The sequence below is a fragment of the Aeromonas sp. FDAARGOS 1402 genome (genome assembly GCF_019046925.1).
In the GTDB taxonomy this organism is placed as follows: Bacteria; Pseudomonadota; Gammaproteobacteria; order Enterobacterales; family Aeromonadaceae; genus Aeromonas; species Aeromonas caviae.
Genome location: NZ_CP077201.1, coordinates 4,517,652 through 4,539,073, shown reverse-complemented (window position 1 = coordinate 4,539,073; position 21,422 = coordinate 4,517,652). Strand labels below are relative to the sequence as shown.

Below are 21,422 nucleotides of genomic sequence, written 5' to 3'. Positions count from 1 at the left end.
GATGGTTTCCTTATCGTTCAGTCAATATGGATCGTGAAATCGGGTTATTCGGATTGCGGGTTCGCGCTCTTGCCAAGGCTGCGGCTGCGCCACAGGTAGTAGGCCGCAGGCAGCACCAAGAGGGTCAGCACCAGCGCGCTCACCATGCCGCCGATCATGGGGGCGGCGATGCGCTGCATCACCTCGGATCCGGTGCCGTGGCTCCACATGATGGGCAGCAGGCCGGCGATGATGGTCACCACCGTCATCATCTTGGGGCGCAGGCGCAGGGCGGCGCCGTGGATCACCGCCCGGTGCAGGCCCGCCTGGTCCGGCTTGCCGCAGGCCACGATGTCATCCCAGGCGTGGTTGAGGTAGACCAGCATCAGGACGCCGGTTTCCACCGCCACCCCGGCCAGGGCGATAAAGCCCACTCCCACCGCCACCGAGAGGTTGAAGTCGAGCAGCCAGAGGGTCCAGATCCCGCCCACTACCGCCAGCGGCAAGGTGGTGAGAATGAGCAACACCTCCTGAACGCGGCGAAACGCCAGATAGAGCAGCAGCACGATAATGGCGACCGTGAGCGGCACCACGTAGGCGAGGCGCGCCTTGGCCCGCTCCATGTACTCGTATTGGCCGGACCAGGTGAGGGCGTAGCCCGCCGGCAGTACCAGCTGCTTGCCTACCTCTGCCTTGGCCTCATCTACAAAAGAGCCGATATCGCGGCCGCGAATATCGACGTAGACCCAACCGTTGAGCCGCGCATTTTCACTGCGCAGCATGGGGGCCTCATCGCTGATGTAAACCTGGGCCACGTCCGCCAGCGCGATGCGCGCGCCGCTCGGGGTCACCACGGGCAGCAGCTCGAGGCTCGCCACCGAATCGCGATAGCTCTGGGGATAGCGCAGGTTGATGGGGTAACGCTCGCGCCCCTCGATGGTCTGGCCCACTTCCATGCCGCCCACCGCGGTGGCGAGCACCGCCTGCACGTCGGCGATATTGAGGCCGTAGCGGGCCGCCTTGAGCCGGTCGATGTCCACCTTGACGTAACGCCCACCCGCCACCCGCTCGGCGTAGACCGATGAGGCGCCCTCCACCTTGCCGACGATCTGTTCCAGCTGCTGGCCGAGCTGCTGGATCACCTTGAGATCCGGCCCCGCTATCTTGATGCCGACCGGGGTCTTGATACCGGTGGCCAGCATGTCGATGCGGGTCTTGATGGGGGGCACCCAGGCGTTGGTGAGACCGGGGAAGCGGATGAGGGAGTCGAGCTCTTCTTTCAGCTTCTCCGGGGTCATGCCGGGTCGCCACTGATCGCGGGGCTTGAGCTGGATGCTGGTCTCCATCATCACCAGATCGGCGGGGTCGGTGGCCGATTCGGCGCGCCCCGCCTTGCCGAACACGTTCTGCACCTCGGGCACGGTACGAATGAGCTTGTCGGTCTGCTGCAAGATCTCCCGCGCCTTGCCCACCGAGATATTGGCCGCCGTGGTGGGCATGTACATGATGTCCCCCTCATCGAGCGGCGGAATGAACTCGGAACCCAGGTACTTGAGCGGCCAGAAACCCGCCACCGTCACCACGGCGGCGATGGCCAGAGTGGTTTTCGGACGAGCCAGCACGGCTTTGAGCAGCGGCACATAGCCCTGGCTCAGCCAGCGGTTGAGCGGGTTGGCCTGCTCCGCCAGCACCTTGCCACGGATGAAGTAGCCCATGATCACCGGCACCAGCGTGATGGCGAGCCCGGCCGCGGCCGCCATGGCATAGGTCTTGGTGTAGGCGAGCGGGTGGAACATCCGCCCCTCCTGCGCCTCCAGCGCGAACACCGGCAGGAAGCTGATGGTGATGATCAGCAGGGAGAAGAAGATGGCGGGCCCGACCTCTATGCTCGCCTCGGTGATGATGCGCCAGCGGTTCTTGTCGGTGAGCGCCTCCCGCTCCATGTGCTTGTGGACGTTCTCGATCATCACGATGGCGCCATCCACCATGGCGCCGATGGCGATGGCGATGCCGCCCAGCGACATGATGTTGGCGTTGATCCCCTGCAGGTGCATCACGATAAAGGCGGTCAAAATCGCAATAGGGAGGGAGATGACCACCACCAGGGATGAGCGCAGGTGGAACAGGAAGGCGAGGCAGACCAGCACCACCACCGCGAACTCCTCCACCAGCTTGCCGGAGAGGTTGTCGATGGCGCGCTGGATAAGGTCGGATCGATCGTACACGGTGACCACCTCCACCCCCTCCGGCAGGCTGCTTTTGAGCTGGGCGAGCCGCGCCTTGACCCCGTCGATGGTGTGCTGGGCATTCTCGCCATAGCGCATGACGATAATGCCGCCCACCACTTCCCCTTCACCGTTGAGCTCGGCCAGGCCGCGTCGGCTCTGGGGCCCGGTGACCACATCCGCCACGTCGCCCAGCAGCAGCGGGGCACCGCGCACAGTGGTGCCGAGGGGAATCTGTTTTAAGTCCTCCACGCTTTTCAGATAGCCGTTGGAGCGCACCATGTACTCCGCTTCCGCCATCTCGATGACGGAGGCGCCTGTCTCCTGATTGCCCTGCTTGATGGCTGTCTCGATAAGGGAAAGCGGGATGCCGTAGGCGCGCAGCTTGTCCGGGTCGACCCGCACCTGATACTGGCGCACCATGCCGCCCACGGTGGCGACTTCGGAGACCCCCTCCACCGTCTGCAACTCGTACTTGAGGAACCAGTTCTGCAGGGAGGTGAGCTGGCTGAGGTCGTGCTTGCCGGTTCTGTCCACCAGCGCGTACTGATAGACCCAGCCCACCCCGGTGGCATCGGGGCCGAGCTGGGGACGGGCAGAGGCGGGCAGGTTGGGGGCAACCTGGCTTAGGTACTCCAGCACCCGGGCACGGGCCCAGTAGAGGTCGGTGTTGTCGTCAAACAGCACATAGACGAAGGAGTCGCCGAAGAAGGAGTAGCCGCGCACCGTGGTGGCCCCCGGCACCGCCAGCATGGCGGTGGTGAGCGGGTAGGTGACCTGATCCTCCACCACCTGGGGTGCCTGGCCCGGATAGGCCGTCTTGATGATCACCTGCACGTCGGAGAGATCCGGCAGGGCGTCCACCGGGGTCTGTTTGACCGACCAGAGCCCCCAGGCGGTGAGCATGACGGTCAATAGCAGCACCAGAAAGCGGTTGCCGATGGACCAGCGAATAATCGAGGGGATCATGACTTCTTCTCCACCTCGGGCATCGCCATCTGATGCTGGCTATGGTCCATGCCTTCCATCTTGCCCATCTCATCTGCCGCAGGCTTGGCGGTGTCGCCAGTTGCGGGCGCTTGCTCTTGATGGATGGTGGTGATGCGGTACTCATCCCCCTCCTGCATTACTTGCAGGTGCAGGGTCTGTCCCTCGGCCAGCTTGCTGATATCGACCTCATCGGCGACGGCGAACTCCATTTCCATGGCGGGCCACTGCCACTCGGGGATGGGCTGGTGGGAGACCATCAGGGTACGGTTGGCCAGATCGATGCTTTCAACCTCCCCCTGGGTCCACACCTGGGCGGGGCGCACCGCCGTCATGCGCTGGAAGTCCGAATCGATGGCCGATTCGGAGTCGAGCAGGAACTGGGCCGAGCTGACGATGTTATCCCCAGCCTCTACCCCAGCCTTGATGGCCACCTTGTCGCCAAACTGGGGGCCCAGAGTGACGGCCACCGATTTGAAGCTGCCATCCCCCAGCGCCAGCACCAGCCGATCCTGACTGCCGGTGCGGATCACCGCTTCGCTCGGCACAACCAGTTGCGGCTCTCCCTGCCCGGTGCGAATGCTCACCTTGGCGAACATATTGGGCTTCAGAAACTCGTCCGGGTTGGCGAAGCGCAGCCGTACCTTGAGAGTACGGGTGGTGGCATCCAGAGTCGGGTAGAGGTAATCGACCCGGCCCTGCCAGTGGCGGCCGGGGGCATAGTCGAGGGTCATGGTGACCGGATCGCCTACCTTCAGCTGGGTCGCCTGGCGCTCGAACACCTCGGCACTCACCCATACCTGCTTGAGGGTACTGATGTTAAAGAGCGCTGCGGCGGGCTCCACATACTGGCCTTCGCGCACCTTCAGCTCGGAGACATAGCCGCTGCTGGGGGCATAGATGCGCACCGTCTCCTGCACCTGACGGCTGCCCTTGAGGGCCGCAATCTGATCCGCTGGCACCTGCAAGGACTTGAGCTTGCCCTCGGCGGCGCGCAGCAGCAGGGGGTTGGCTGTGTTGAGGGCGAGCAGGTACTCGTGCTGGGCATTGACCAGATCCGGGGCATAGAGCTCGTAAATAAGGCTCCCCTTGCTCACCTGCTGCCCCTCGCTCTTGATGGCGAGGGTGCGGATCCAGCCCGCCATGCGGGCGTTGACCGCCTCCAGCTTGTCCTCGTCATAGCCGACATAGCCCACCGTCTCGATCTGCTGGTGGATGGGGATCTTCTCCACCTTGGCGAGCCGCACCCCCAGGTTCTGCTGGATCTCCGGGCTGATGGTGACTGTGCCCGGTGAGCCGCCCTGTTTTTCCTCATAGACGGGGATGAAGTCCATCCCCATGTTGTCTTTGGCGGGGGCATCGCGCTTGTCGCGCGGATCCATGGGGTTGACCCAGTAGAGGGGCGTCTTCTCTTTGGCACTGGCGCCATCGGTGCTCTGTTTGGCGGCCCAGTAGCCGCCACCGGCGCCGAGGGCGAGCAGCAGGGCGGACATCAACAGCGTCTTGTTCATGACAAGCCTCCGACGCACGGGAGGCGAAGGGGGCACTGGCACGGCCGCGTGCAGGCAGACCGGGTAACGGGGGGGAATGACATGATATCTCTTCTCTTCTGTCAGGCCGCCAGTGTGGTGGTGTGCGCGGGCAGGGCATCACCACGAGGCGGCAAACGGGGCGCAGCTGCATCAGCGCGCACGGCTCCCTGCGAGCAGGCCGGTTTGGCCGGGGCGCAGGGTCAGGCAAGGCGGCAGAAAACGGGCAAGCGAGGCTTGCCGTTGCCGCGAGAGAAGCGCTTTCTAGTGGCGCAGCACCGACAACATCAGGTGTCGGCGCGGCCAGGAGGGAGGGTGGGTACCGCGGGATCGCAGGAAGGGATCCCGCAACCAGTTGTCCAGCAGGGGGGCGAGGCGCCACGAAGGGAACAACAGCAGGGGAAGCAGCAGTGACAGCAGCAGGCCGAGCAGGGGCGGCGCACTGGTGGCGCCGAAGACGCCGCTCTGCATCTGGCACTTCTCCCCGGGCGGGGCCGCCTCACTCTGGGGGCCGCCGTGGCAGGAGAGGGAGGCTGTGTCGGCCTGGTGCATGGCGGAGTGCTGCACAGGCTCGCTCTGGTGCAGTCCATGAGACAGGGGGGACTGCGCCGGAGCCAGGATGGATGCGGATGCGTCACTTGGCAGGGCGGTGGCCGCCCCATGCCAGCCGATGCACAGGGTGAGATTGCAGACGAGCATCAGCCCCAGCAACAGCCGGGCGATGAACGTGGTGGGCAATCTCGATGAGAGCATGGGTGGTTTCCCTGTGACGGATGGGCCGAATCTAAACCTTGCCGAAAGGAGAAGGTCAAGGCCTGGCAAGCGCCGTCTGCCTGGGAATTGACATGGATTAAGAAAGGGCGGGGCAGTGAACAAAAAAAGCCCCCGCATGGGCGGGGGCAGGTTCTTTTGGCGAGGGCTAGCCTGACGTGGGGATCAGGCGAAGCAGGTCCAGATGGGGGCGTGATCCGAGGGCTTGTCGATGCCGCGCAGCTCGTAGTCGATGCCGGTCTCGGTCACTTTGTCCTTGAGGGCGTCGGAGGCCATGATGAGGTCGATGCGCAGGCCCCGGTTCTCGTCAAAGCCCCTGGAGCGGTAGTCGAACCAGGAGAAGCGCTCGCACTCGGTGGGGTTGGCGGCGCGGAAGGTGTCGGTGAGGCCGAACCCCTTGAGCCGCTCCATCCATTCCCGCTCGATGGGCAGGAAGGAGCACTTGCCATCCCGCAGCCAGCGCTTGCGGTTCGCCTCGCCGATGCCGATGTCGAGATCCGTGGGGGAGATGTTCATATCCCCGATCAGCGCAATCTGGTCGTCCGGGGTGTGGTGGGTCTCGAGGTAGTGCTGCAGGTCTTCATAGAACTTCTGCTTGGCCGGGAACTTGGTCTCGTGATCCTGGCTCTCCCCCTGGGGGAAGTAGCCGTTCATCACCTTGATGACGGAGCCGTCTTCCCGCTTGAAGCTGGCCATGATCATGCGGCGCTGGGCATCTTCCGGATCGGTGGGAAAACCCTTTTGCACCTCGATGGGAGCCTGCTTGCTCATGATGGCGACCCCGTAGTGCCCCTTCTGGCCGTGGAAGACCACGTGGTAGCCCATGGCCTCCACATCCGCGACCGGGAAGGCTTCGTCGTGCACCTTGATCTCCTGCAGGCCGATCACGTCCGGCTGGTGCTTGTCGATAAGGGCTTGCAACTGATGAAGACGGGCGCGCAGGCCATTGATATTGAAAGAGATGATCTTCATGTTCGGGGTGCTCATGTCGTTTTTGTTCGTCGCTTATTGGACTAGGAATCCGCGATGGATGCAAGTTCGGGGGCTGTGACTGGCGCAGCGGCTCGGGAATCTGTTCACGATCTGTCGCGAGAGTCTGTCAGCAAGGTGACGCGCAGCAGAGGAACCTGAGTGCATGTGTATACATGGGAGCGCCTGGCGACACATAAGCGAGCAGCATATGAGCCTTGGAAGCGGCTTCCCAGCAAGATCGTGGACAGGTTTCTAGCGGGTCATCTTCTTGACAAACACCACCACGAACAGTGCCAGCGTGAAGCTGCCGGTAAAGGCTTCGAAGGCGGCGAAGATCCGCGACAACCCCACCGGGGTGAAGTCCCCATACCCCAGCGTGGTGAAGGTCACCACGCTGTAGTAGAGGCACTCCATCAGGAAGATGGCGTTCTGCTCCAGAGGGGCGTCAGGGCGATAGATGAGGTGGGTGCCCGCGAAGTTGAGGCCGCAGAAGAAGTAAAAAATGCTGCAGATGACGATGAGCAGCAGGGAAAAAAGTACCACCCGCATGGGGGCCTCGCCGTAGCCGCAGAAGAGATCCACTATCCAGGAGGCGAAGCGGCGGTAGGACCAGAACGGCATCTGCAGGCGGCGCATGGTGAGCTCCTGCTGGATGTAGCGACCGGACATGGTGAAGATGCCCTGGGCCTCCGAGGCCTTGCGCAGATCCCGGTAGGTCTCCTCCGCCTCCTTGAACCAGACGCGGGCCTGCGCCGGGTCCCGCTCGCGGCGCCCCTTTCTGTCCTGCATCAGCCGCTTGCCCGTCTCCAGGTTGTCGAGGCGGGTGTTCTTCCAGCGGATGCCGAGCAGGTTGACGTCGTCGAGGGTGGCGCAGTGGAGGTTCGCTTCGCTCAGATCGGCCTTCATCAGGCTGCCGCCCTTGATGCGAATGCCGTAGAGATGGGCACCTCGCAGGTTGGCGCGATAGAGGTTGCACTGCTCCAGCAAGAATCCCTCCGGACCCTGCCTGTTCACCAAGTTGAGATCCGCCAGCTCGGCGCGGGCCAGTTGCAGGCCGTGGCACAGGCCTCCCTGGCGCACATAGCGCTCCAGCGCCTCGGCGGTATCAGGGGTGTTGTGGGCCGCAGCGGGGTCGTGCCAGCGGCAGAGATCATGATCCCCTGCCTCTTCGGTGCAGTGGCGGCCATCGGCCACTAGGTATCGGCACATTGCCATGGTGTTGCCCCTCCCTTCCCTGAGTCAGTATCAGCATAGGTGAGGGGAGGAGGGGGGATATCAGCTGTGCTGATGATATTCCTGGCGCAGCTTGCGAAAACGTTCCTGCTGGGCGGGGTTGAGGGGGATGCCCTCCAGCACCTCCAGGGTCTCCTTGCACTCGGCGCCAAACTCCGGGCTCTTGCGGTTCTTCTGCATGAGTTGCAGCAGCACCTGGATCTTGTTGAGGGCGGCGCCGGTATTGGCGGGCGCCCGGCGCAGGGCCTCGCGAAAGTGGCCTAGGGCCTGCTCCAGCTCCCCGGCCTGATAGGCCTTGATGCCCAGATCGTTGAGCTGCTGATAGCGCTGGCGCCGCTCCTGCACCGTCTTGTCATCCCGGGTCACCTGGATGCAGGTGGTGAGCAGCCGATCCTCATCCTCCGCCAGCAGGGGTTGCAGGCTCTCGGCGTACTCGAACTCCCCGAGCTGATAGAGGGCGAGTATGGTCTCGCCAAGGAGAGCCGGAGGCATGGTGGCGGGCTCGTCCAGCCAGTTCTGGTTGGCGCGATAGAGCATCTTCTTGCCCTTGAGCAGCTCCCCCAGGGCGATGCGCACCCGGGCCTGGCAGATCTGCTCGAACACCGGGTAGTTGAACTCCGACATCATCAGGGAGTCGCGGATGCGCGACAGGGCGGAGTTCACCTGCTTTTGCAGGTTGGCGATGTGGTAGCCGTCGTTGCTGTTGAGGGCGTACAAGGTGAGGGTCTGGATATAGGCCCCGAGATAATGCGGCGTGCGGTGGATCGAGTTGCGCGACAAGTCGATGAGGGCGAGCAGCACGTCCTTGGCCTGGGCGTAGTCGTGCCGTTGCAGGCACACCTCCGCCAGACGGCGGGAGAGCTGCACCGACTGGGGAGAGATGTCCACCGCCCGGCGCAGCTCCTGCTGGGCCTGCTCGTCATTGCCCAGCGCCAGCAGGGACTCCGCGAGCCAGAGGTAAGCCTCCACCATCAGGGGGGTGTGTTTCAGGGTGGCTTGCAGGTGGCTTACCGCCTCCTCGTGCAGACCCAGGGTATGGCACGCCTTGCCCAGGGTGAGGCGAGCCCAGCTGTTCTCCTGCCCCGCCAGCAGCTGGCGCATCAGGCTGCGAGCCTCCTTGGCCTGGCCCAGCTTGAGCTGGGTGTCGGCCTGCAGGCAGCGGCAGAAGTTGGCAAAGCGGGGCACCGCGTCCGCCTGTTTGGCACAGGCCTCCACCAGGGCGGGCAAATCGTCCCGGGTGAGGGCGCTGAAGACGCTCTCCAGCGCCTGGCGCCGGGCGAGGGCGCGTTTGAGACGAAACGAGAACTGCTCCTGGGAGAAGGGCTTCATCAGGTATTCGTCGGGCTCGGCTTCCAGCGCGCTCAGCACCATGGCGCGGGAGCCGTCGCTGCTGACCATGATCACCACGCTCTGGGGCGGAATGAGTTGCTGATCCCGCAGGCTCTCCAGCAACTGGCGGCCGTTCTCGCCCGCCCCCAGCTCATAGTCGAGCAAATAGATGTCGAAGCTCTCTTTCTGGCAGCGGCGGCGCGCCTCGTCGGCGGAGTTGGTGTAGGTGATGCGGTTGATGCCGATGTTGATCAGCATCGCCTTCATCATCATCTGGAAGGAACGCTGTTCGTTGACCAGCAGGATGCGCTTGGGCTTGGGCTGGGGTTTCTTCTCGGGTACGGAGTCCGGTGTCTGCATCTGTCTGGCATCAAGGCGCTACGGGCTGGTGGGAGAAGTGTGCCACCAAAGTCCGCAGGCAGGCAATTGCACATGGGGAGGGGCCCCGGTTTTTCCCGCAGACCTTGGGTGAAAAAAGGGTGTCTTGCCTTTGATCCCGGTCAAGGGAAGGTGAGTTGGCACTGGCAGGCGCTGTCCCGGTTTTTAGACTTGAAGAGTATCAGCATGCGGGAGGCGGCAGGGGGCAGGGTGCCCGTCTGCTCCCTTGCCCGCTCACAAGGAGGGATCAGATGAGTTTGCTACCGAGTCGCACCAGCCTGTTTGATGACCTGTTCCACGACATGGCCTCCGGCTTCTACATCCGCCCCCTGCACGGGGACCCGTTGCCCGGCCAGATCAAGCTGGATCTGCGGGAGAGCGGGGATGACTACCTGCTGCAGGCGGAATTGCCCGGGGTGGCGAAGGAGGACATCCACGTGGACGTGCACGGCAAGCTGGTGACCCTGAAGGCGGAGATCCGCCAGTTTGACAGCCAGAGCAAGGATGAACGGGCCCTGCGCAGCGAGCGCTACTATGGCAGCGTGTCGCGCAGCGTCGAGCTGCCGGTGGAGGTGTCGCCAGAGCAGGTGAGCGCCCGCTTTGACAACGGCATCCTCACCCTGCGCCTGCCCAAGCAGGCGGCCAGCCCCGCGCCCCACCGCATCCCCATCGAATAGGCGGTCAGTGAACGAGGCCCCGCACTGCGGGGCCTCGTCATTCAGGGCTGCTTGCGCACCAGATAGGGGGCAAACTCGGGGGTGTGGCTGGCGGCAAAGCCCGTGGCGGTCTTCTCGATGAGATAGACCGCCAGCTTGTGCTCCCTGGCAAAGGCCATCGCCCGCTCGGGACCCATCACCATGAGGGCGGTGTCGAGGGCATCGGCCTCCAGGGCCGTGGGGGTGATGACGGTGGCGGAGACCAGCTTGTGGGTCACGGGCTCGCCGGTGGCGGGATCGATGATGTGGGAGTAGCGCTTGCCGTCGAGCTCGTAATAGTTGCGATAGCTGCCGGCGGTGCTCACCGCCATGCCGTTCGGGGTCACCACGTCCTCGATGGCGCCCGGTCTGTCCGAGGGCTCGACGATGGCCACCCGCCAGGGATTGCCCTTGTCGTTGTGCCCCTTGCTGCGCACCGCCCCGGCCACTTCGATGAGGTAGTTGTGGACCCCTTTTTGCTCCAGCAGCCCGGCTATCTCGTCGGAGGCCGCCCCCTCGCCCAGGGTGGAGAGATCCAGATAGAGGTCTGGGATGGCCTTGCCGAGCAGGAAGTGATCCCCCTCGGGGGTCAGGGTGAGCTTGTCGATGCCGACCCGCTCCCGCGCCTTGGCGATCTGCTCTGCGCCGGGCCGCCTGACCGGGCGCTTGTCCGGCCCGAATCCCCACAGATTGACCAGGGGGCCCACGGTGACATCGAGAACCCCCCGGGTGAGGTGCCCGGCGTCAATGCCCTGTTGCACAATCTTCGCCATGGTGGCCGGGATGACCTGGGGGGGCTGCCCCGTTCCCTGATTGAAGCGGGAGATGAGGGAGCCCGGATCATAGGTGGAGATCTCCTTGTTCAGGCGTGCCAGCAGCGCCTCCACTTCCTGTTGCAGTGCCCCCTGTCCGCCGGGGAAGGGATCGCTCAGGGTCACCGCATAATAGGTGCCCATGGTGTTGCCCTGGATGCGGGTCTGGGTCGGGGCCGGCTGGCAGGCGCCAAGCAGCAGGATCAGGGAGAGCAGCAGGGTGTGCGCCAGCGCAGGCGCAAAGGGGAACTTCATCTCTCATTCTCGCGGGAGTCATCGACGGGGGAGCAGCTTAGCCAACGGCTGTGGTGTTGGCGAGTGGCCGTGGGCGGGAAGGCCGCAAATAATTAAGCTGGAGGGGAATTTGATCAACCCGCTTTGGGCCCGGGGTCGGGAGAAAAGAAGTGACCGGGCCCGCAGGCTGGCCCAAAAGCGGTCGTCCTTCGGTGACATTTGAATACAATGAAGATCGATCCTGACAGCATCTTTGCGGGTCTCGCCCACGGGGGCGAGATGCCTGTGCTGTCATCCTTCGTCAATCAAAGGAGAACGTGATGAAAAAGGTGTTAACCCTGCTGCTTCTTGGCTCCCTCGCCACCCCGGTCCTGGCCGACGAGTGCGCACTGGTGATCGAAGGCAATGACGCCATGCAGTTCAACCAGACGGCGATGAGCGTGCCGGCCACCTGCAAGGAGGTGACGGTGACCCTCAATCACACGGGCAAGCTGCCGGTGGCCAACATGGGCCACAACTGGGTGCTGGCCAACACCGCCGACTATCAGGCCATCGCCACCGCCGGCATGAGCGCCGGGGTCGATCACGACTACCTGCCCAAGGATGACCCCAGGATCCTGGCCCACACCAAGCTGGTGGGGGGCGGCGAGAGCACCAGCGTCACCTTCAAGACCGACGGCCTGGCGGGCAAGGATCTCACTTTCTTCTGCTCCTTCCCGGGCCACTTCGCCCTGATGAAGGGGGCCTTCAAGGTCGGCTAGGCCGCCATGGCCTGACAGGAAAAAGCCGGGGTATCCCGGCTTTTTTGTGCCCGCTTGCCGTGGCATGCCAAGCTTTGGGCGTCCGCCTGGGGATGGCGTGCCCCGTTTCATGATCCGGCGCGGGGTGAGTGGGGGACGGAAGAGGGTAAGATAGGCGCCTTTCGGGCCTGATGCCCCCCCAAGAGGAACAGGTTGTCGTGAGAAACGCCATCAAATGGGTGCTCGGCTGTTGCCTGCTGTTGGTCTGCGCCATCGGGCTGGCCGCCGAGCCCCCGGTCAAGAAGAGCCGGAGCGGCATCTGTCACCCCAAGGGCGGCACCTACTACAGCCGCACCAGGCACTATACCCCCTATGACACCATGCAGGCCTGCCTCGACAGCGGGGGCCGTGCCCCCCGGCGTTAAACGGCGGCTTGCTTGGGCTGCAGGGTAAAGAAGGCGAGGGTGGTCTTCTTCCCGCACTCGAAGCGGATGCTCTCCTCCCCCTGCACCACCAGGGTCTCGCCCGGTGCGACCTGTTGCCCCTGCACGGTGAGCTGGCCCTCCAGCAGGTGGCAGAGGTAGCACTTGTCCGCCTCCAGGGTGAGGCTGAGGGGGAAGGGCAGGTTCAGCACCCGCACGTTGGCGCTGAGGCGCGCGGGGTCGTAGATGAGGCCCAGATCCGTCACCTCTTTTTTCAGCAGCTCGCAGTGGGTCTCGTCATCCCCGCTGAAGTGGGCCGCCTCGAAGGTGGCGTAGGGGTGGCCGTTGAGCACGAAACCGGCACCGCTGACGGGCAGCAGGATGCGCTGGTAGCCGGGAAAGCGGGAGAAACTCCCTGCTTCCTTGATGGGGGCCGAGCTCAGCCGATAGTCAAAGTCGAGCTTGTCCAGGGTCGAACCAGGGGGGGAGATCAGGATCTGGGCCGTGGTGCCCTGCCTGTTCTTCCAGGGCATTTTCAACTGGTCGGACTCTTTAATCAGGGTGATCACGATGGCGCCTCGGCGGGAAGGGGAGAGTGGGGCCAGTGATACCATCTCCGGGAGTGGCTCACAAGGCGCCGCCAACACAGGCCGCGCTGGTTGGCCACAAATCAGGCAGCGGACCCCCTGACGCTGACCCTAATCGGTCGACTCAAGCCCTTTTTCTATCTTGTCCAGCAGTTGCTGCAACTGCGCTATCTCCGCCGGCGTCAGCAGGGAACACAGCCGTTCGTCGAGCCGTGCGGCCTCCTGCTCCCCCTGGTTGACCCGCTCGCAGGCCAGCGGGGTCAAGGCCAGACAGATGCTGCGTCTGTCAGTGGGATGGGGCCGCTTCTCGATGAGCCCCTGTTTCTCCATCTCCTGCAGCAGGCGCGTCACCTGCGCCTTGTCGCGGCCCGACCGCTGCGCGATGAGCTGCGGCGTGGCGGGATCCAGCGCATGGATCAGTTGCAGCACCTTGTAATGGAGGGGGCTAAGGGCGATCTGCTGTGCCCGGAAATGCTGCGTCATGGCGATTTTGTACTGATCGAGGATCCGGAAGAGGCGGTTTGACAACTTCATGGTTGATAAAGTCAACTTAAAAGGGTTTAATTGATTTTATCAACCATATGGGCAAAAGCCCAGCCCGAGAGGAGATGAAAGATGCCACACACTTATCGTGTACAGGTCCAGGCGCTGGACCGCGAGGTGCCCCCGTTGCAGTTCGACTGCCAGAATCACGACGACATCTTTGCCATCCTGGCGCTCAGCAAGGGGAAGCTGGCCATGTCGGAGCAGGAACATCAGGCGTTTATCGTCGGGTTGAAGCTGTTTGGCGAAGTCATGATGCAGCATCGCAAAGAGGAGCTGTTCAAGGGGTTTCTCCCCCATTTCAAGCAATTCATGGGGCAACTGAAACGCACCGCCAGGGGAGAGGAGGCCGTGGTCGCCCCTTCCGAGTGACCCTGCCCTGACCCCAAGGGCGAGCGCTCCCGCCATCATGCCTGATGCAAAGGAAACCCCGAGGTTGTGATCCCGGTGCTGTCAAAGCGGCGAGGGCCCGCTACACTGGCTGCTCGTTTCACGGAGGACCCATGACCCACAAGATCATTCTGGATACCGATCCCGGCATCGACGATGCCATGGCCATTCTGTTTGCCGAGGCGCACCCCGCCATTGACCTGCTCGCCATCACCACTGTGTTTGGCAATGCCACCATCGAAAACGGCACCCGCAACGCCCTCTGGCTCAAGCAAAAATATGGCATGAAGGCGGACGTGGCCCGGGGCGCCGCCGCGCCGCTGCTGCGCGAGCCCGTGGGGCCGACGACGGTGGTGCACGGCCCGAGCGGCTTTGGTGACGTTCAGGCGGGGGAGGTGACCCTCATCCCGGATCCCCGCCCGGCCTGGCAATACATCGTCGAGACGGTGAAGGCCCATCCCGGCGAGATCACCCTGGTGACCATCGGTCCCCTCACCAACCTGGCGCTGGCGCTCGAGGCGGCCCCCGAAGTAGCCGCCCTGGTGAAAGAAGTGGTCGTGATGGGCGGTGCCTTTGGCGTCAACGGCCATCGCGGCAACGTGACCCCCTATGCCGAGGCCAATATCCACGACGATCCCGATGCGGCGGACCGGGTCTTCACCGCCCCCTGGCCCCTGGTGATCATCGGGCTCGACGTCACCCAGCAGAGCATCTTCACCGCCGACTATCTGGATGCCCTGCGGGACGATGCGGGGGAGCCGGGCCGCTTCCTGTGGGATGTCAGCCGCTTCTACCTGCGCTTCTATTCCGAGCGCATCGGCATGGCGGGGTGCCATGTGCACGATCCCTCCGCCATCGCCTATGTGATCGATCCTGCGCTGTTCACCCTGCGCAAGGGGCCGGTGCGGGTCATCACCGAGGGGCCCGCCATCGGCCATACCCTGCAAAAATTTGACGACACCCGCCATCCCCATGACGAGTGGGCCACTGCCCGGCCCAGCAGGTCGGGGTCGCGGTGCGGGATCAGGCCCTGCTCGCCCTCTATCGGGATACCCTGGTGGCCTGGGGCAAGGGGCGCCGATAAGGCCTGGCAGTGAGTGAAAGCGTGATGGCGGCCGGGTCATGGTGAGGCGCCCCCGGTTATACTGGCGAACAACGGGTTGACGGGAGGAAGACGCAATGGCCTGGTTGTCTCTGTTGGTGGCGATAGCCCTGATCGGGTGGTTGATGACGCTGGGGCGCGGTGCCCTGTTCGAGGTCCGGCTCGCGCCGGGCAAGGTGGTGGTGAAGCGGGGCTCGGTGCCGCCGCGCTTTGTGACCCAGGCGACCCAGATCCTGCACCATGAGCCGGTGCGCGGGCGCATCCTGGGCCTGCGGGACGGCAACGGGGTGAGGCTGGTCTTCTCCCGCTCCATCCCCGAGCCCGTGGCCCAGCGCCTGCGCAACATCTTCCCCTACGGGGATTACCGGGGGCTCTCCCCGAGCCCTGACGGGCGAAAATCACGCTGAGCGGTCGCCGTGGCGACCCTCATTTCCAGACGCCGGGCCCTGTGCCCGGCGTCTGCGTTTTCAGGGTTTCGCCAGGAGGCCCTGTTGCGGTCAGCGCGGCCCTTGCAAGGGCCTGATTGCCTCGACCAGAAAGTCGATGAAGGCGCGGGTCTGGGGTTTGAGGAAGCGGCCGCCACGAAACACCGCGTGGATCTCGTCCTGGCGATCCTCGTAGGGGGAGGCGAGCCACTCTGGCAGCAGCGGCAGCAGGGTGCCCTCGTCGATGCTTTGCTGCACCATCCAGCTCGACAGCAGCAGCACGCCGCACCCCGCGAGGGCGGCGCAGAGCAGGGGCGTGCCCCCGACCGAGGCGAGGTTGCCCTGCACCGCCACCTTCTCGCGCTCCGTGCCCTGCTGGAAGTACCAGTGCTGGCGTTGGCGCCCATGGCCGCGAATGAGGCAGTTGTGGTGGGCCAGCTCGGCGGGATGGGCGGGTTCGCCATGGCGGGCCAGATAGGCGGGGGAGGCGACCAGCAGCGAGCGGTTGGTGAGCAGATGGCGAGTGTGCAAGCTGCTGTCGGCGGGCTTGCCGATGCGCACCGCCACGTCCACGTTCTCGGCATCGAGATCCACCATGCGGTTGTCCAGCGCAACCTCCAGGCGCACCCCGGGGTAGCGGGCGAGGAAGTCGGGCAGGCGGGGAGAGAGCCAGGACGCGCCGAAGCTCTCGAACACCGAGACCCGCAGCGGTCCCTCTGGCGCCACCGAGAGGGGTTGCAGGGATTGCACCAGCTGATCCGCCTCCTCCAGCAGGGGCAGGGAGCGGGCGAGAAAATAGGCGCCCTGCTCGGTCAGCACCAGTTGGCGGGTGCTGCGCTTGAAGAGCGGGATCCCGAGCTGCTGCTCCAGGGCGTCGATGGCACGGGTCACGGAGGAGGGGGCCTGGTTGAGGGCGCGGGCGGCACGGGAGAAACTGCCCGATTCCACCACCTGGGCCAGGATGCGGATGCGATCCAGCATGGATTCACCTTTGCGATAAACGCAAAACTGTTGCAGGTTATGACGATATTCTAATCAACAATGAAAAAGTGAACAATCAGCTCACCGCCCCATCCGGGGTCCATCACAGGAGTCTCGCCATGTCACACCGTATCCAGCTCGCCAACCAGGTGCCCGCCGCCGTCTCGGCCATGATGGGCCTTGAGTCCTACCTCGGGGGCACCGACATTCCCCTGTCGCTCAAGGAGCTCATCAAGTTGCGCGCCTCCATGATCAACGGCTGCGCCTACTGCATCGAGATGCACGCCGACGTGGCGATGAAGCACGGGGAGAGCGCCCAGCGTCTGCTGGCGCTGGCCGCCTGGCAGGAGTCGCCGCTGTTCGACGCCCGGGAGCGGGCGGTGCTGGCCCTGACCGACGAGGTGACCCTGATCGCCGACAAGGGGCTCACGACGCAGACCTATGAGGCGGCGCTGGCCCAACTGGGGGAAACCCTGCTGGCCCAGTGTCTGGTGCAGGTGGTCACCATCAACGCCTGGAACCGGATCGCCGTGGCGACCCGGATGGAACACGATCACTCCTGACCCCGACTCCGAGGGAGGGAGAGAAAACGATTGTCAACGGGCCCGCACAAGGGCCCGTTTTGTTACGAAGTGTGCCTTCTGACGCCAGGGGTTGCGACCGTTGTCGGGGGACGGGAAGTTAATCATACATTCGTTTGATTAATTATTTTTTTAATCTTCTCCGAAAAATACCCATCCAGATCAAGGTGTGGAAAAATGACCTGTGAGTCGAAAAGGGGCTGTATGGCTCTTTTTTGATCGCAATGGTGGGTTAAAAACAGACCAGATGGATCTTTTTGGTTAATTGGTGGTCACTTTTGGTGGCGCGAGAGATTAACGGAAGATGAATTGCCGCGGTGTAACTTGAATAAATTGGTCATTGTCAAGGGATTAACATCTGATACCGCTTTCCATCACCTTTTGAACATTTTTGGGATTAATTTTTCATGTTGTTCACATGCCGGTCTGATGCAATAAAATGCTGCATTTTTTTATACCAATAAGCCTTCAAAAGATGAGGACATTGCATGAGACTCTTTGATGTGAAGAGGGGCTTGGGCGCTTTGCTGCTGCTCGCTACCGCCAGCTTGCTGAGTGGCTGCGACATGGCACTGATGAGCCCCAAGGGGCAGGTCGGTATGGAGCAGAAGTCACTGATACTCACCGCACTCGGCTTGATGCTGATCGTGGTGGTGCCCGTGATTGTCATGGCGGTGGCGTTCGCCTACAAATACCGGGCGTCCAACACCAGTGCCACCTATGCGCCGGACTGGGCCCACTCCAACAAGATTGAGGCAGTCGTCTGGACTGTACCCGTCATCATCATCGTCATCCTGGCGGTGATCACCTGGAAAACTTCCCACTCCCTCGACCCCTACAAGCCGCTGGAATCGGACGTCAAACCGGTTCAGGTGGATGTCATTTCCCTGGACTGGAAGTGGTTGTTCGTCTATCCGGAGCTGGGCATTGCGTCGGTCAACGAGCTGGCCTTCCCGGTCAACACCCCGGTCAACTTCCGGGTGACCTCCGACACCGTGATGAACTCCTTCTTCATCCCGCAACTGGGCGGCCAGATCTACGCCATGGCCGGCATGCAGACCAAGCTGCACCTGATTGCCAACGAAGCGGGCGAGTACAAGGGCATCTCCGGCGGTTACAGCGGTGCCGGTTTCTCCGGCATGAAGTTCAAGGCCATCGCGACCCAGGACCAAGCCGGTTTCGACGCCTGGGTAGCCAAGGTGAAGGCCTCTTCCAAGGCCCTGAGCACCATGGATGAGTTCAATGCCCTGGCCAAGAAGAGCGAAAACCACCCGGTGGAGTACTTCGCCAGCGCCGATCCCAAGCTGTTCGTCAACATCATCAACAAGTTCATGGGCGGCATGTCCCATGGTGGTCACGCCACCCCGGCTGCGGGCTCTGCGGATCACGAGGGCATGAACCACGAGGCCATGAACCATGACGCCGCCCCGAAAGCGGGTGCCATGGACCACGAAGGGATGAACCATGAGGCCTCGCAAGAGGACGCCATGGAGAACCAGGCCATGAACCATGACGCCCATGCCGGACACATGGCCATGTCGGCCGACAAGAGTGTGAAAGCAGGATCCGAGGAATAATCGATGTTTGGAAAATTGACACTCGAGGCTATTCCGTACCATGAACCCATCATCATGGTCACGATAGCCGGTATCATTCTGGGGGGCCTGGCCATCGCCGGTCTCATCACTTACTACGGCAAGTGGCAATATCTGTGGAAAGAGTGGCTGACCTCGGTCGACCACAAACGCCTCGGTATCATGTATCTCATTCTGGGCATGGTCATGCTGCTGCGTGGCTTTGCCGACGCCGTGCTGATGCGTGGCCAGCAGGTCATCGCCTCCGGGGGTGGCGAAGGCTACCTGAATGCCCATCACTACGACCAGATTTTCACCGCCCACGGCGTCATCATGATCTTCTTCGTGGCCATGCCGCTGGTGATCGGTCTGATGAACATCGTGGTGCCGCTGCAAATCGGTGCCCGTGACGTGGCCTTCCCCTTCCTGAACAACCTGAGCTTCTGGTTCACCGCCGCGGCCGTGGTGCTGATCAACGTCTCCCTCGGGGTCGGTGAATTCGCCCAGACCGGCTGGCTGGCCTATCCGCCCTTGTCGGGGCTGGAGTTCAGTCCCGGGGTCGGGGTCGATTACTGGATATGGAGTCTGCAGATTTCGGGTCTGGGGACCCTGCTGACCGGCGTGAACTTCTTCGCCACCATCATCCGCATGCGTGCCCCTGGCATGACCATGATGCGCCTGCCGGTCTTCACCTGGACCGCCCTGTGTGCCAACATCCTGATCATCGCCTCCTTCCCGATCCTGACCGTCACCATCGCCCTGCTCACCGCAGACCGCTACCTGGGTACCCATTTCTTTACCAATGACATGGGTGGCAACATGATGATGTACATCAACCTGATCTGGGCCTGGGGTCACCCCGAGGTGTACATCCTGGTGCTGCCGGTGTTCGGGATCTTCTCCGAAGTGGTGGCGACCTTCTGCAAGAAGAAGCTGTTCGGTTACACCTCCCTGGTGTGGGCAACCGTGGCGATCACCGTGCTGTCGTTCATCGTCTGGCTGCACCACTTCTTCACCATGGGGTCCGGTGCCAACGTGAATGCCTTCTTCGGCATCACCACCATGATCATCTCCATCCCGACTGGGGTGAAGATCTTCAACTGGCTGTTCACCATGTACCGCGGTCGCATCGAGTTCACCTCGCCCATGCTGTGGACCGTCGGCTTCATCATCACCTTCACCGTGGGTGGCATGACCGGGGTACTGCTCTCCGTGCCGGCCGCCAACTTCGTGCTGCACAACAGCCTGTTCCTCATCGCCCACTTCCACAACGTCATCATCGGCGGCGTGGTGTTCGGCTGCTTCGCCGGTATCACCTACTGGTTCCCGAAAGCGTTCGGCTTCAAGCTGGATGACGTCTGGGGCAAGCGTGCCTTCTGGTGCTGGATCACCGGCTTCTTCGTGGCCTTCATGCCGCTCTACGTGCTGGGCTTCATGGGCATGACCCGTCGTGTCAGCCAGAACATCGATCCCGAGTTCCACGGCTGGCTGGTGGTCGCCGCCTGCGGCGCCGGTCTGATTGCCCTGGGCGTGCTGTGCCAGGTCATCCAGATCGTGGTCAGCATCCGCGACCGCGAGAAGAACCGCGACCTGACCGGCGATCCCTGGGGTGGCCGTACCCTGGAGTGGGCCACCTCCTCTCCGCCGCCGTTCTACAACTTCGCCATCGAGCCGAAGGTCACCGGTCTGGACGCCTTCTGGGAAGCCAAGGCTGACGGCAGCGCTTACAAGAAGCCTGCCCAGTATGCCCCCATCCACATGCCGAAGAACTCCGGTGCCGGTGTCATCATCGCCGCCTTCAGCGTGGTGTTCGGCTTTGCCATGATCTGGCACATCTGGTGGATGGCCATCGCCGGCTTCATCGGCATGATCGCCACCTGGATCATCCACAGCTTCAACGACGATGTGGACTACTACGTACAGGTTGACGAGATCGAGCGCATCGAAGGTCAGCATTTCGACAACATCAACAAGGTGGCTTAATTCCATGGCGACTGACGTACTACATCACTCTCACGGTGCCCATGAGGATGGGCACCACGATGCCGGTGCCACCAAGGTATTCGGTTTCTGGATCTACCTGATGAGTGACTGCATCCTGTTCGCGACCCTGTTCGCGACCTATGCGGTCCTGGTCAACGGCACTGCCGGCGGCCCCACCGGCAAGGACATCTTCGAACTGCCGTTCGTGTTCGCCGAAACCATGCTGCTGCTGCTGAGCTCCATCACCTTCGGGTTCGGCATGCTGGCCATGAACAAGAACAAGGTCGCGGCGGTCAACACCTGGCTGTTCGTCACCTTCCTGCTGGGTGCCGGCTTCATCGCGATGGAAATCTACGAGTTCCATCACCTGATCGTGCACGAGGCGGGCCCGGATCGCAGCGGCTTCCTCTCTGCCTTCTTCACCCTGGTGGGGACCCACGGTATCCACGTGACCAGCGGCCTTGTCTGGATCATCGTGATGATGGTGTCGATCACCAAGAAGGGGCTGACCGAGCGCAACCGCACTCGCCTGATGTGCCTGAGCCTGTTCTGGCACTTCCTCGACGTGGTATGGATCTGCGTCTTCACCGTGGTCTATCTGATGGGGGTCATGTAAATGAGTCATTCCGTTGACAATCACGGCGCCAGCCACGGCAGCGTCAAGTCCTACATGATCGGCTTCGTGCTGTCACTCATCCTGACCGCCGTGCCGTTCTGGATGGTGATGGACGGCTCCGCCTCCCACGCCGTGGTGCTCGGCACCGTGGTGGCCATGGCGGTGGTGCAGATCTTCGTACACCTGGTCTACTTCCTGCACATGAACACCTCCTCCGAGGAGCGCTGGAACCTGGTGGCACTGGTCTTTACCGTGCTCATCATCGCCATCGTGGTCGTGGGTTCCCTGTGGATCATGTACAACCTCAACATCAACATGATGGTTCACTGAGCGG

Annotated in this window: 20 protein-coding genes and 1 pseudogene; 11 read left to right on the top strand and 10 right to left on the bottom strand. The window is 62.9% G+C overall.

Going from position 1 to position 21,422, the window contains the following annotated elements:
* Positions 1–44: 44 nt before the first annotated feature.
* From I6L32_RS21200 to I6L32_RS21175, 6 genes are all read right to left on the bottom strand, one after another.
* Entirely contained in the window at positions 45–3,173 is a 3,129-nt protein-coding gene (locus I6L32_RS21200; RefSeq protein WP_216944461.1) for an efflux RND transporter permease subunit, read from the bottom strand.
* Complete coding sequence (locus tag I6L32_RS21195; protein ID WP_216944460.1) at positions 3,170–4,702, bottom strand: efflux RND transporter periplasmic adaptor subunit; 1,533 nt, start codon at positions 4,700–4,702, stop codon at positions 3,170–3,172. The genes I6L32_RS21200 and I6L32_RS21195 overlap by 4 nt, the downstream gene beginning before the upstream one ends.
* A 282-nt stretch (positions 4,703–4,984) precedes the next feature.
* Positions 4,985–5,473 (bottom strand): hypothetical protein, encoded by a 489-nt coding sequence (locus I6L32_RS21190; RefSeq protein WP_202044361.1) that lies wholly within the window; start codon positions 5,471–5,473, stop codon positions 4,985–4,987.
* Between the two features lie 183 nt (positions 5,474–5,656).
* Complete coding sequence (gene xthA / locus I6L32_RS21185) at positions 5,657–6,463, bottom strand: exodeoxyribonuclease III (RefSeq protein ID WP_010673667.1); 807 nt, start codon at positions 6,461–6,463, stop codon at positions 5,657–5,659.
* Positions 6,464–6,715: 252 nt separating this feature from the next.
* Positions 6,716–7,678, bottom strand: a complete 963-nt coding sequence (locus I6L32_RS21180) for an ion channel (RefSeq protein WP_029314056.1) — start codon at positions 7,676–7,678, stop codon at positions 6,716–6,718.
* A gap of 60 nt (positions 7,679–7,738) precedes the next feature.
* Positions 7,739–9,385: a response regulator gene (locus I6L32_RS21175; RefSeq protein WP_010673669.1), complete on the bottom strand. Its 1,647-nt coding sequence runs from the start codon at positions 9,383–9,385 to the stop codon at positions 7,739–7,741.
* Positions 9,386–9,654: 269 nt separating this feature from the next.
* Here I6L32_RS21175 and I6L32_RS21170 point away from each other — a divergent pair, with 269 nt between their 5' ends.
* Positions 9,655–10,080 (top strand): Hsp20/alpha crystallin family protein, encoded by a 426-nt coding sequence (locus tag I6L32_RS21170; protein ID WP_043155523.1) that lies wholly within the window; start codon positions 9,655–9,657, stop codon positions 10,078–10,080.
* Between the two features lie 41 nt (positions 10,081–10,121).
* Here I6L32_RS21170 and I6L32_RS21165 read toward each other — a convergent pair whose 3' ends face one another.
* Positions 10,122–11,165: an FAD:protein FMN transferase gene (locus I6L32_RS21165; protein WP_216944459.1), complete on the bottom strand. Its 1,044-nt coding sequence runs from the start codon at positions 11,163–11,165 to the stop codon at positions 10,122–10,124.
* A gap of 299 nt (positions 11,166–11,464) precedes the next feature.
* Here I6L32_RS21165 and azu point away from each other — a divergent pair, with 299 nt between their 5' ends.
* A complete protein-coding gene (gene azu / locus I6L32_RS21160) occupies positions 11,465–11,905 on the top strand; it encodes an azurin (protein ID WP_010673672.1) in 441 nt (146 codons plus the stop codon).
* A 197-nt stretch (positions 11,906–12,102) separates the two neighbouring features.
* The gene (locus I6L32_RS21155; RefSeq protein ID WP_191967284.1) at positions 12,103–12,309 is read left to right on the top strand and encodes a hypothetical protein; all 207 of its coding nucleotides are present in this window, start codon (positions 12,103–12,105) and stop codon (positions 12,307–12,309) included.
* On the opposite strand, the gene I6L32_RS21150 is transcribed toward I6L32_RS21155, so the two are convergent.
* Both I6L32_RS21150 and I6L32_RS21145 read right to left on the bottom strand, forming a co-directional pair.
* Positions 12,306–12,875, bottom strand: coding sequence for a HutD family protein (locus I6L32_RS21150; protein ID WP_151028319.1), 570 nt, complete (start codon positions 12,873–12,875; stop codon positions 12,306–12,308). The genes I6L32_RS21155 and I6L32_RS21150 overlap by 4 nt on opposite strands.
* 129 nt (positions 12,876–13,004) lie before the next feature.
* Complete coding sequence (locus tag I6L32_RS21145; RefSeq protein WP_050498310.1) at positions 13,005–13,427, bottom strand: MarR family winged helix-turn-helix transcriptional regulator; 423 nt, start codon at positions 13,425–13,427, stop codon at positions 13,005–13,007.
* Positions 13,428–13,508: 81 nt separating this feature from the next.
* On the opposite strand from I6L32_RS21145, the gene I6L32_RS21140 reads away from it, so the two are divergent.
* The 3 genes and pseudogenes from I6L32_RS21140 (at position 13,509) to I6L32_RS21130 (ending at position 15,335) form a co-directional block, all read left to right on the top strand.
* Entirely contained in the window at positions 13,509–13,808 is a 300-nt protein-coding gene (locus I6L32_RS21140; RefSeq protein ID WP_042014216.1) for a DUF3861 domain-containing protein, read from the top strand.
* Between the two features lie 131 nt (positions 13,809–13,939).
* Positions 13,940–14,910 (top strand): annotated as a pseudogene (locus tag I6L32_RS21135) (nucleoside hydrolase).
* Between the two features lie 95 nt (positions 14,911–15,005).
* Positions 15,006–15,335 carry a DUF3634 family protein gene (locus I6L32_RS21130; RefSeq protein WP_039039207.1) on the top strand — a complete coding sequence of 110 codons (330 nt, stop codon included), beginning with the start codon at positions 15,006–15,008 and terminating at the stop codon, positions 15,333–15,335.
* A gap of 90 nt (positions 15,336–15,425) precedes the next feature.
* Here the strand turns inward: I6L32_RS21130 and I6L32_RS21125 are convergent, their stop codons facing one another.
* Entirely contained in the window at positions 15,426–16,334 is a 909-nt protein-coding gene (locus I6L32_RS21125) for a LysR family transcriptional regulator (protein WP_039039206.1), read from the bottom strand.
* 119 nt (positions 16,335–16,453) lie between these two features.
* Here I6L32_RS21125 and I6L32_RS21120 point away from each other — a divergent pair, with 119 nt between their 5' ends.
* From I6L32_RS21120 to I6L32_RS21100, 5 genes are all read left to right on the top strand, one after another.
* A complete protein-coding gene (locus I6L32_RS21120; protein WP_010673680.1) occupies positions 16,454–16,897 on the top strand; it encodes a carboxymuconolactone decarboxylase family protein in 444 nt (147 codons plus the stop codon).
* A 506-nt stretch (positions 16,898–17,403) separates the two neighbouring features.
* Positions 17,404–18,492, top strand: a complete 1,089-nt coding sequence (cyoA, locus tag I6L32_RS21115; protein WP_080767819.1) for a cytochrome o ubiquinol oxidase subunit II — start codon at positions 17,404–17,406, stop codon at positions 18,490–18,492.
* A 3-nt stretch (positions 18,493–18,495) separates the two neighbouring features.
* A complete protein-coding gene (gene cyoB / locus I6L32_RS21110) occupies positions 18,496–20,472 on the top strand; it encodes a cytochrome o ubiquinol oxidase subunit I (protein ID WP_041211612.1) in 1,977 nt (658 codons plus the stop codon).
* Positions 20,393–21,088 carry a cytochrome o ubiquinol oxidase subunit III gene (locus I6L32_RS21105; protein WP_080560441.1) on the top strand — a complete coding sequence of 232 codons (696 nt, stop codon included), beginning with the start codon at positions 20,393–20,395 and terminating at the stop codon, positions 21,086–21,088. Before cyoB ends, I6L32_RS21105 begins: the two co-directional genes overlap by 80 nt.
* Positions 21,089–21,418 (top strand): cytochrome o ubiquinol oxidase subunit IV, encoded by a 330-nt coding sequence (locus I6L32_RS21100; RefSeq protein ID WP_010673684.1) that lies wholly within the window; start codon positions 21,089–21,091, stop codon positions 21,416–21,418. It abuts the gene before it with no gap.
* Positions 21,419–21,422: the final 4 nt, after the last annotated feature.

Coding starts and splice junctions, on each gene's coding strand:
- I6L32_RS21145 (WP_050498310.1), bottom strand. CDS start 13,427: ATGAAGTTGTCAAACCGCCTCTTCCGGATCCTCGATCAGTACAAAATC.
- I6L32_RS21170 (WP_043155523.1), top strand. CDS start 9,655: ATGAGTTTGCTACCGAGTCGCACCAGCCTGTTTGATGACCTGTTCCAC.
- I6L32_RS21130 (WP_039039207.1), top strand. CDS start 15,006: ATGGCCTGGTTGTCTCTGTTGGTGGCGATAGCCCTGATCGGGTGGTTG.
- I6L32_RS21100 (WP_010673684.1), top strand. CDS start 21,089: ATGAGTCATTCCGTTGACAATCACGGCGCCAGCCACGGCAGCGTCAAG.
- azu (WP_010673672.1), top strand. CDS start 11,465: ATGAAAAAGGTGTTAACCCTGCTGCTTCTTGGCTCCCTCGCCACCCCG.
- I6L32_RS21180 (WP_029314056.1), bottom strand. CDS start 7,678: ATGGCAATGTGCCGATACCTAGTGGCCGATGGCCGCCACTGCACCGAA.
- I6L32_RS21190 (WP_202044361.1), bottom strand. CDS start 5,473: ATGCTCTCATCGAGATTGCCCACCACGTTCATCGCCCGGCTGTTGCTG.
- I6L32_RS21175 (WP_010673669.1), bottom strand. CDS start 9,385: ATGCAGACACCGGACTCCGTACCCGAGAAGAAACCCCAGCCCAAGCCC.
- cyoA (WP_080767819.1), top strand. CDS start 17,404: ATGAGACTCTTTGATGTGAAGAGGGGCTTGGGCGCTTTGCTGCTGCTC.
- I6L32_RS21200 (WP_216944461.1), bottom strand. CDS start 3,173: ATGATCCCCTCGATTATTCGCTGGTCCATCGGCAACCGCTTTCTGGTG.
- I6L32_RS21120 (WP_010673680.1), top strand. CDS start 16,454: ATGTCACACCGTATCCAGCTCGCCAACCAGGTGCCCGCCGCCGTCTCG.
- I6L32_RS21165 (WP_216944459.1), bottom strand. CDS start 11,165: ATGAAGTTCCCCTTTGCGCCTGCGCTGGCGCACACCCTGCTGCTCTCC.
- I6L32_RS21105 (WP_080560441.1), top strand. CDS start 20,393: ATGTGGACTACTACGTACAGGTTGACGAGATCGAGCGCATCGAAGGTC.
- cyoB (WP_041211612.1), top strand. CDS start 18,496: ATGTTTGGAAAATTGACACTCGAGGCTATTCCGTACCATGAACCCATC.
- xthA (WP_010673667.1), bottom strand. CDS start 6,463: ATGAAGATCATCTCTTTCAATATCAATGGCCTGCGCGCCCGTCTTCAT.
- I6L32_RS21125 (WP_039039206.1), bottom strand. CDS start 16,334: ATGCTGGATCGCATCCGCATCCTGGCCCAGGTGGTGGAATCGGGCAGT.
- I6L32_RS21195 (WP_216944460.1), bottom strand. CDS start 4,702: ATGAACAAGACGCTGTTGATGTCCGCCCTGCTGCTCGCCCTCGGCGCC.
- I6L32_RS21140 (WP_042014216.1), top strand. CDS start 13,509: ATGCCACACACTTATCGTGTACAGGTCCAGGCGCTGGACCGCGAGGTG.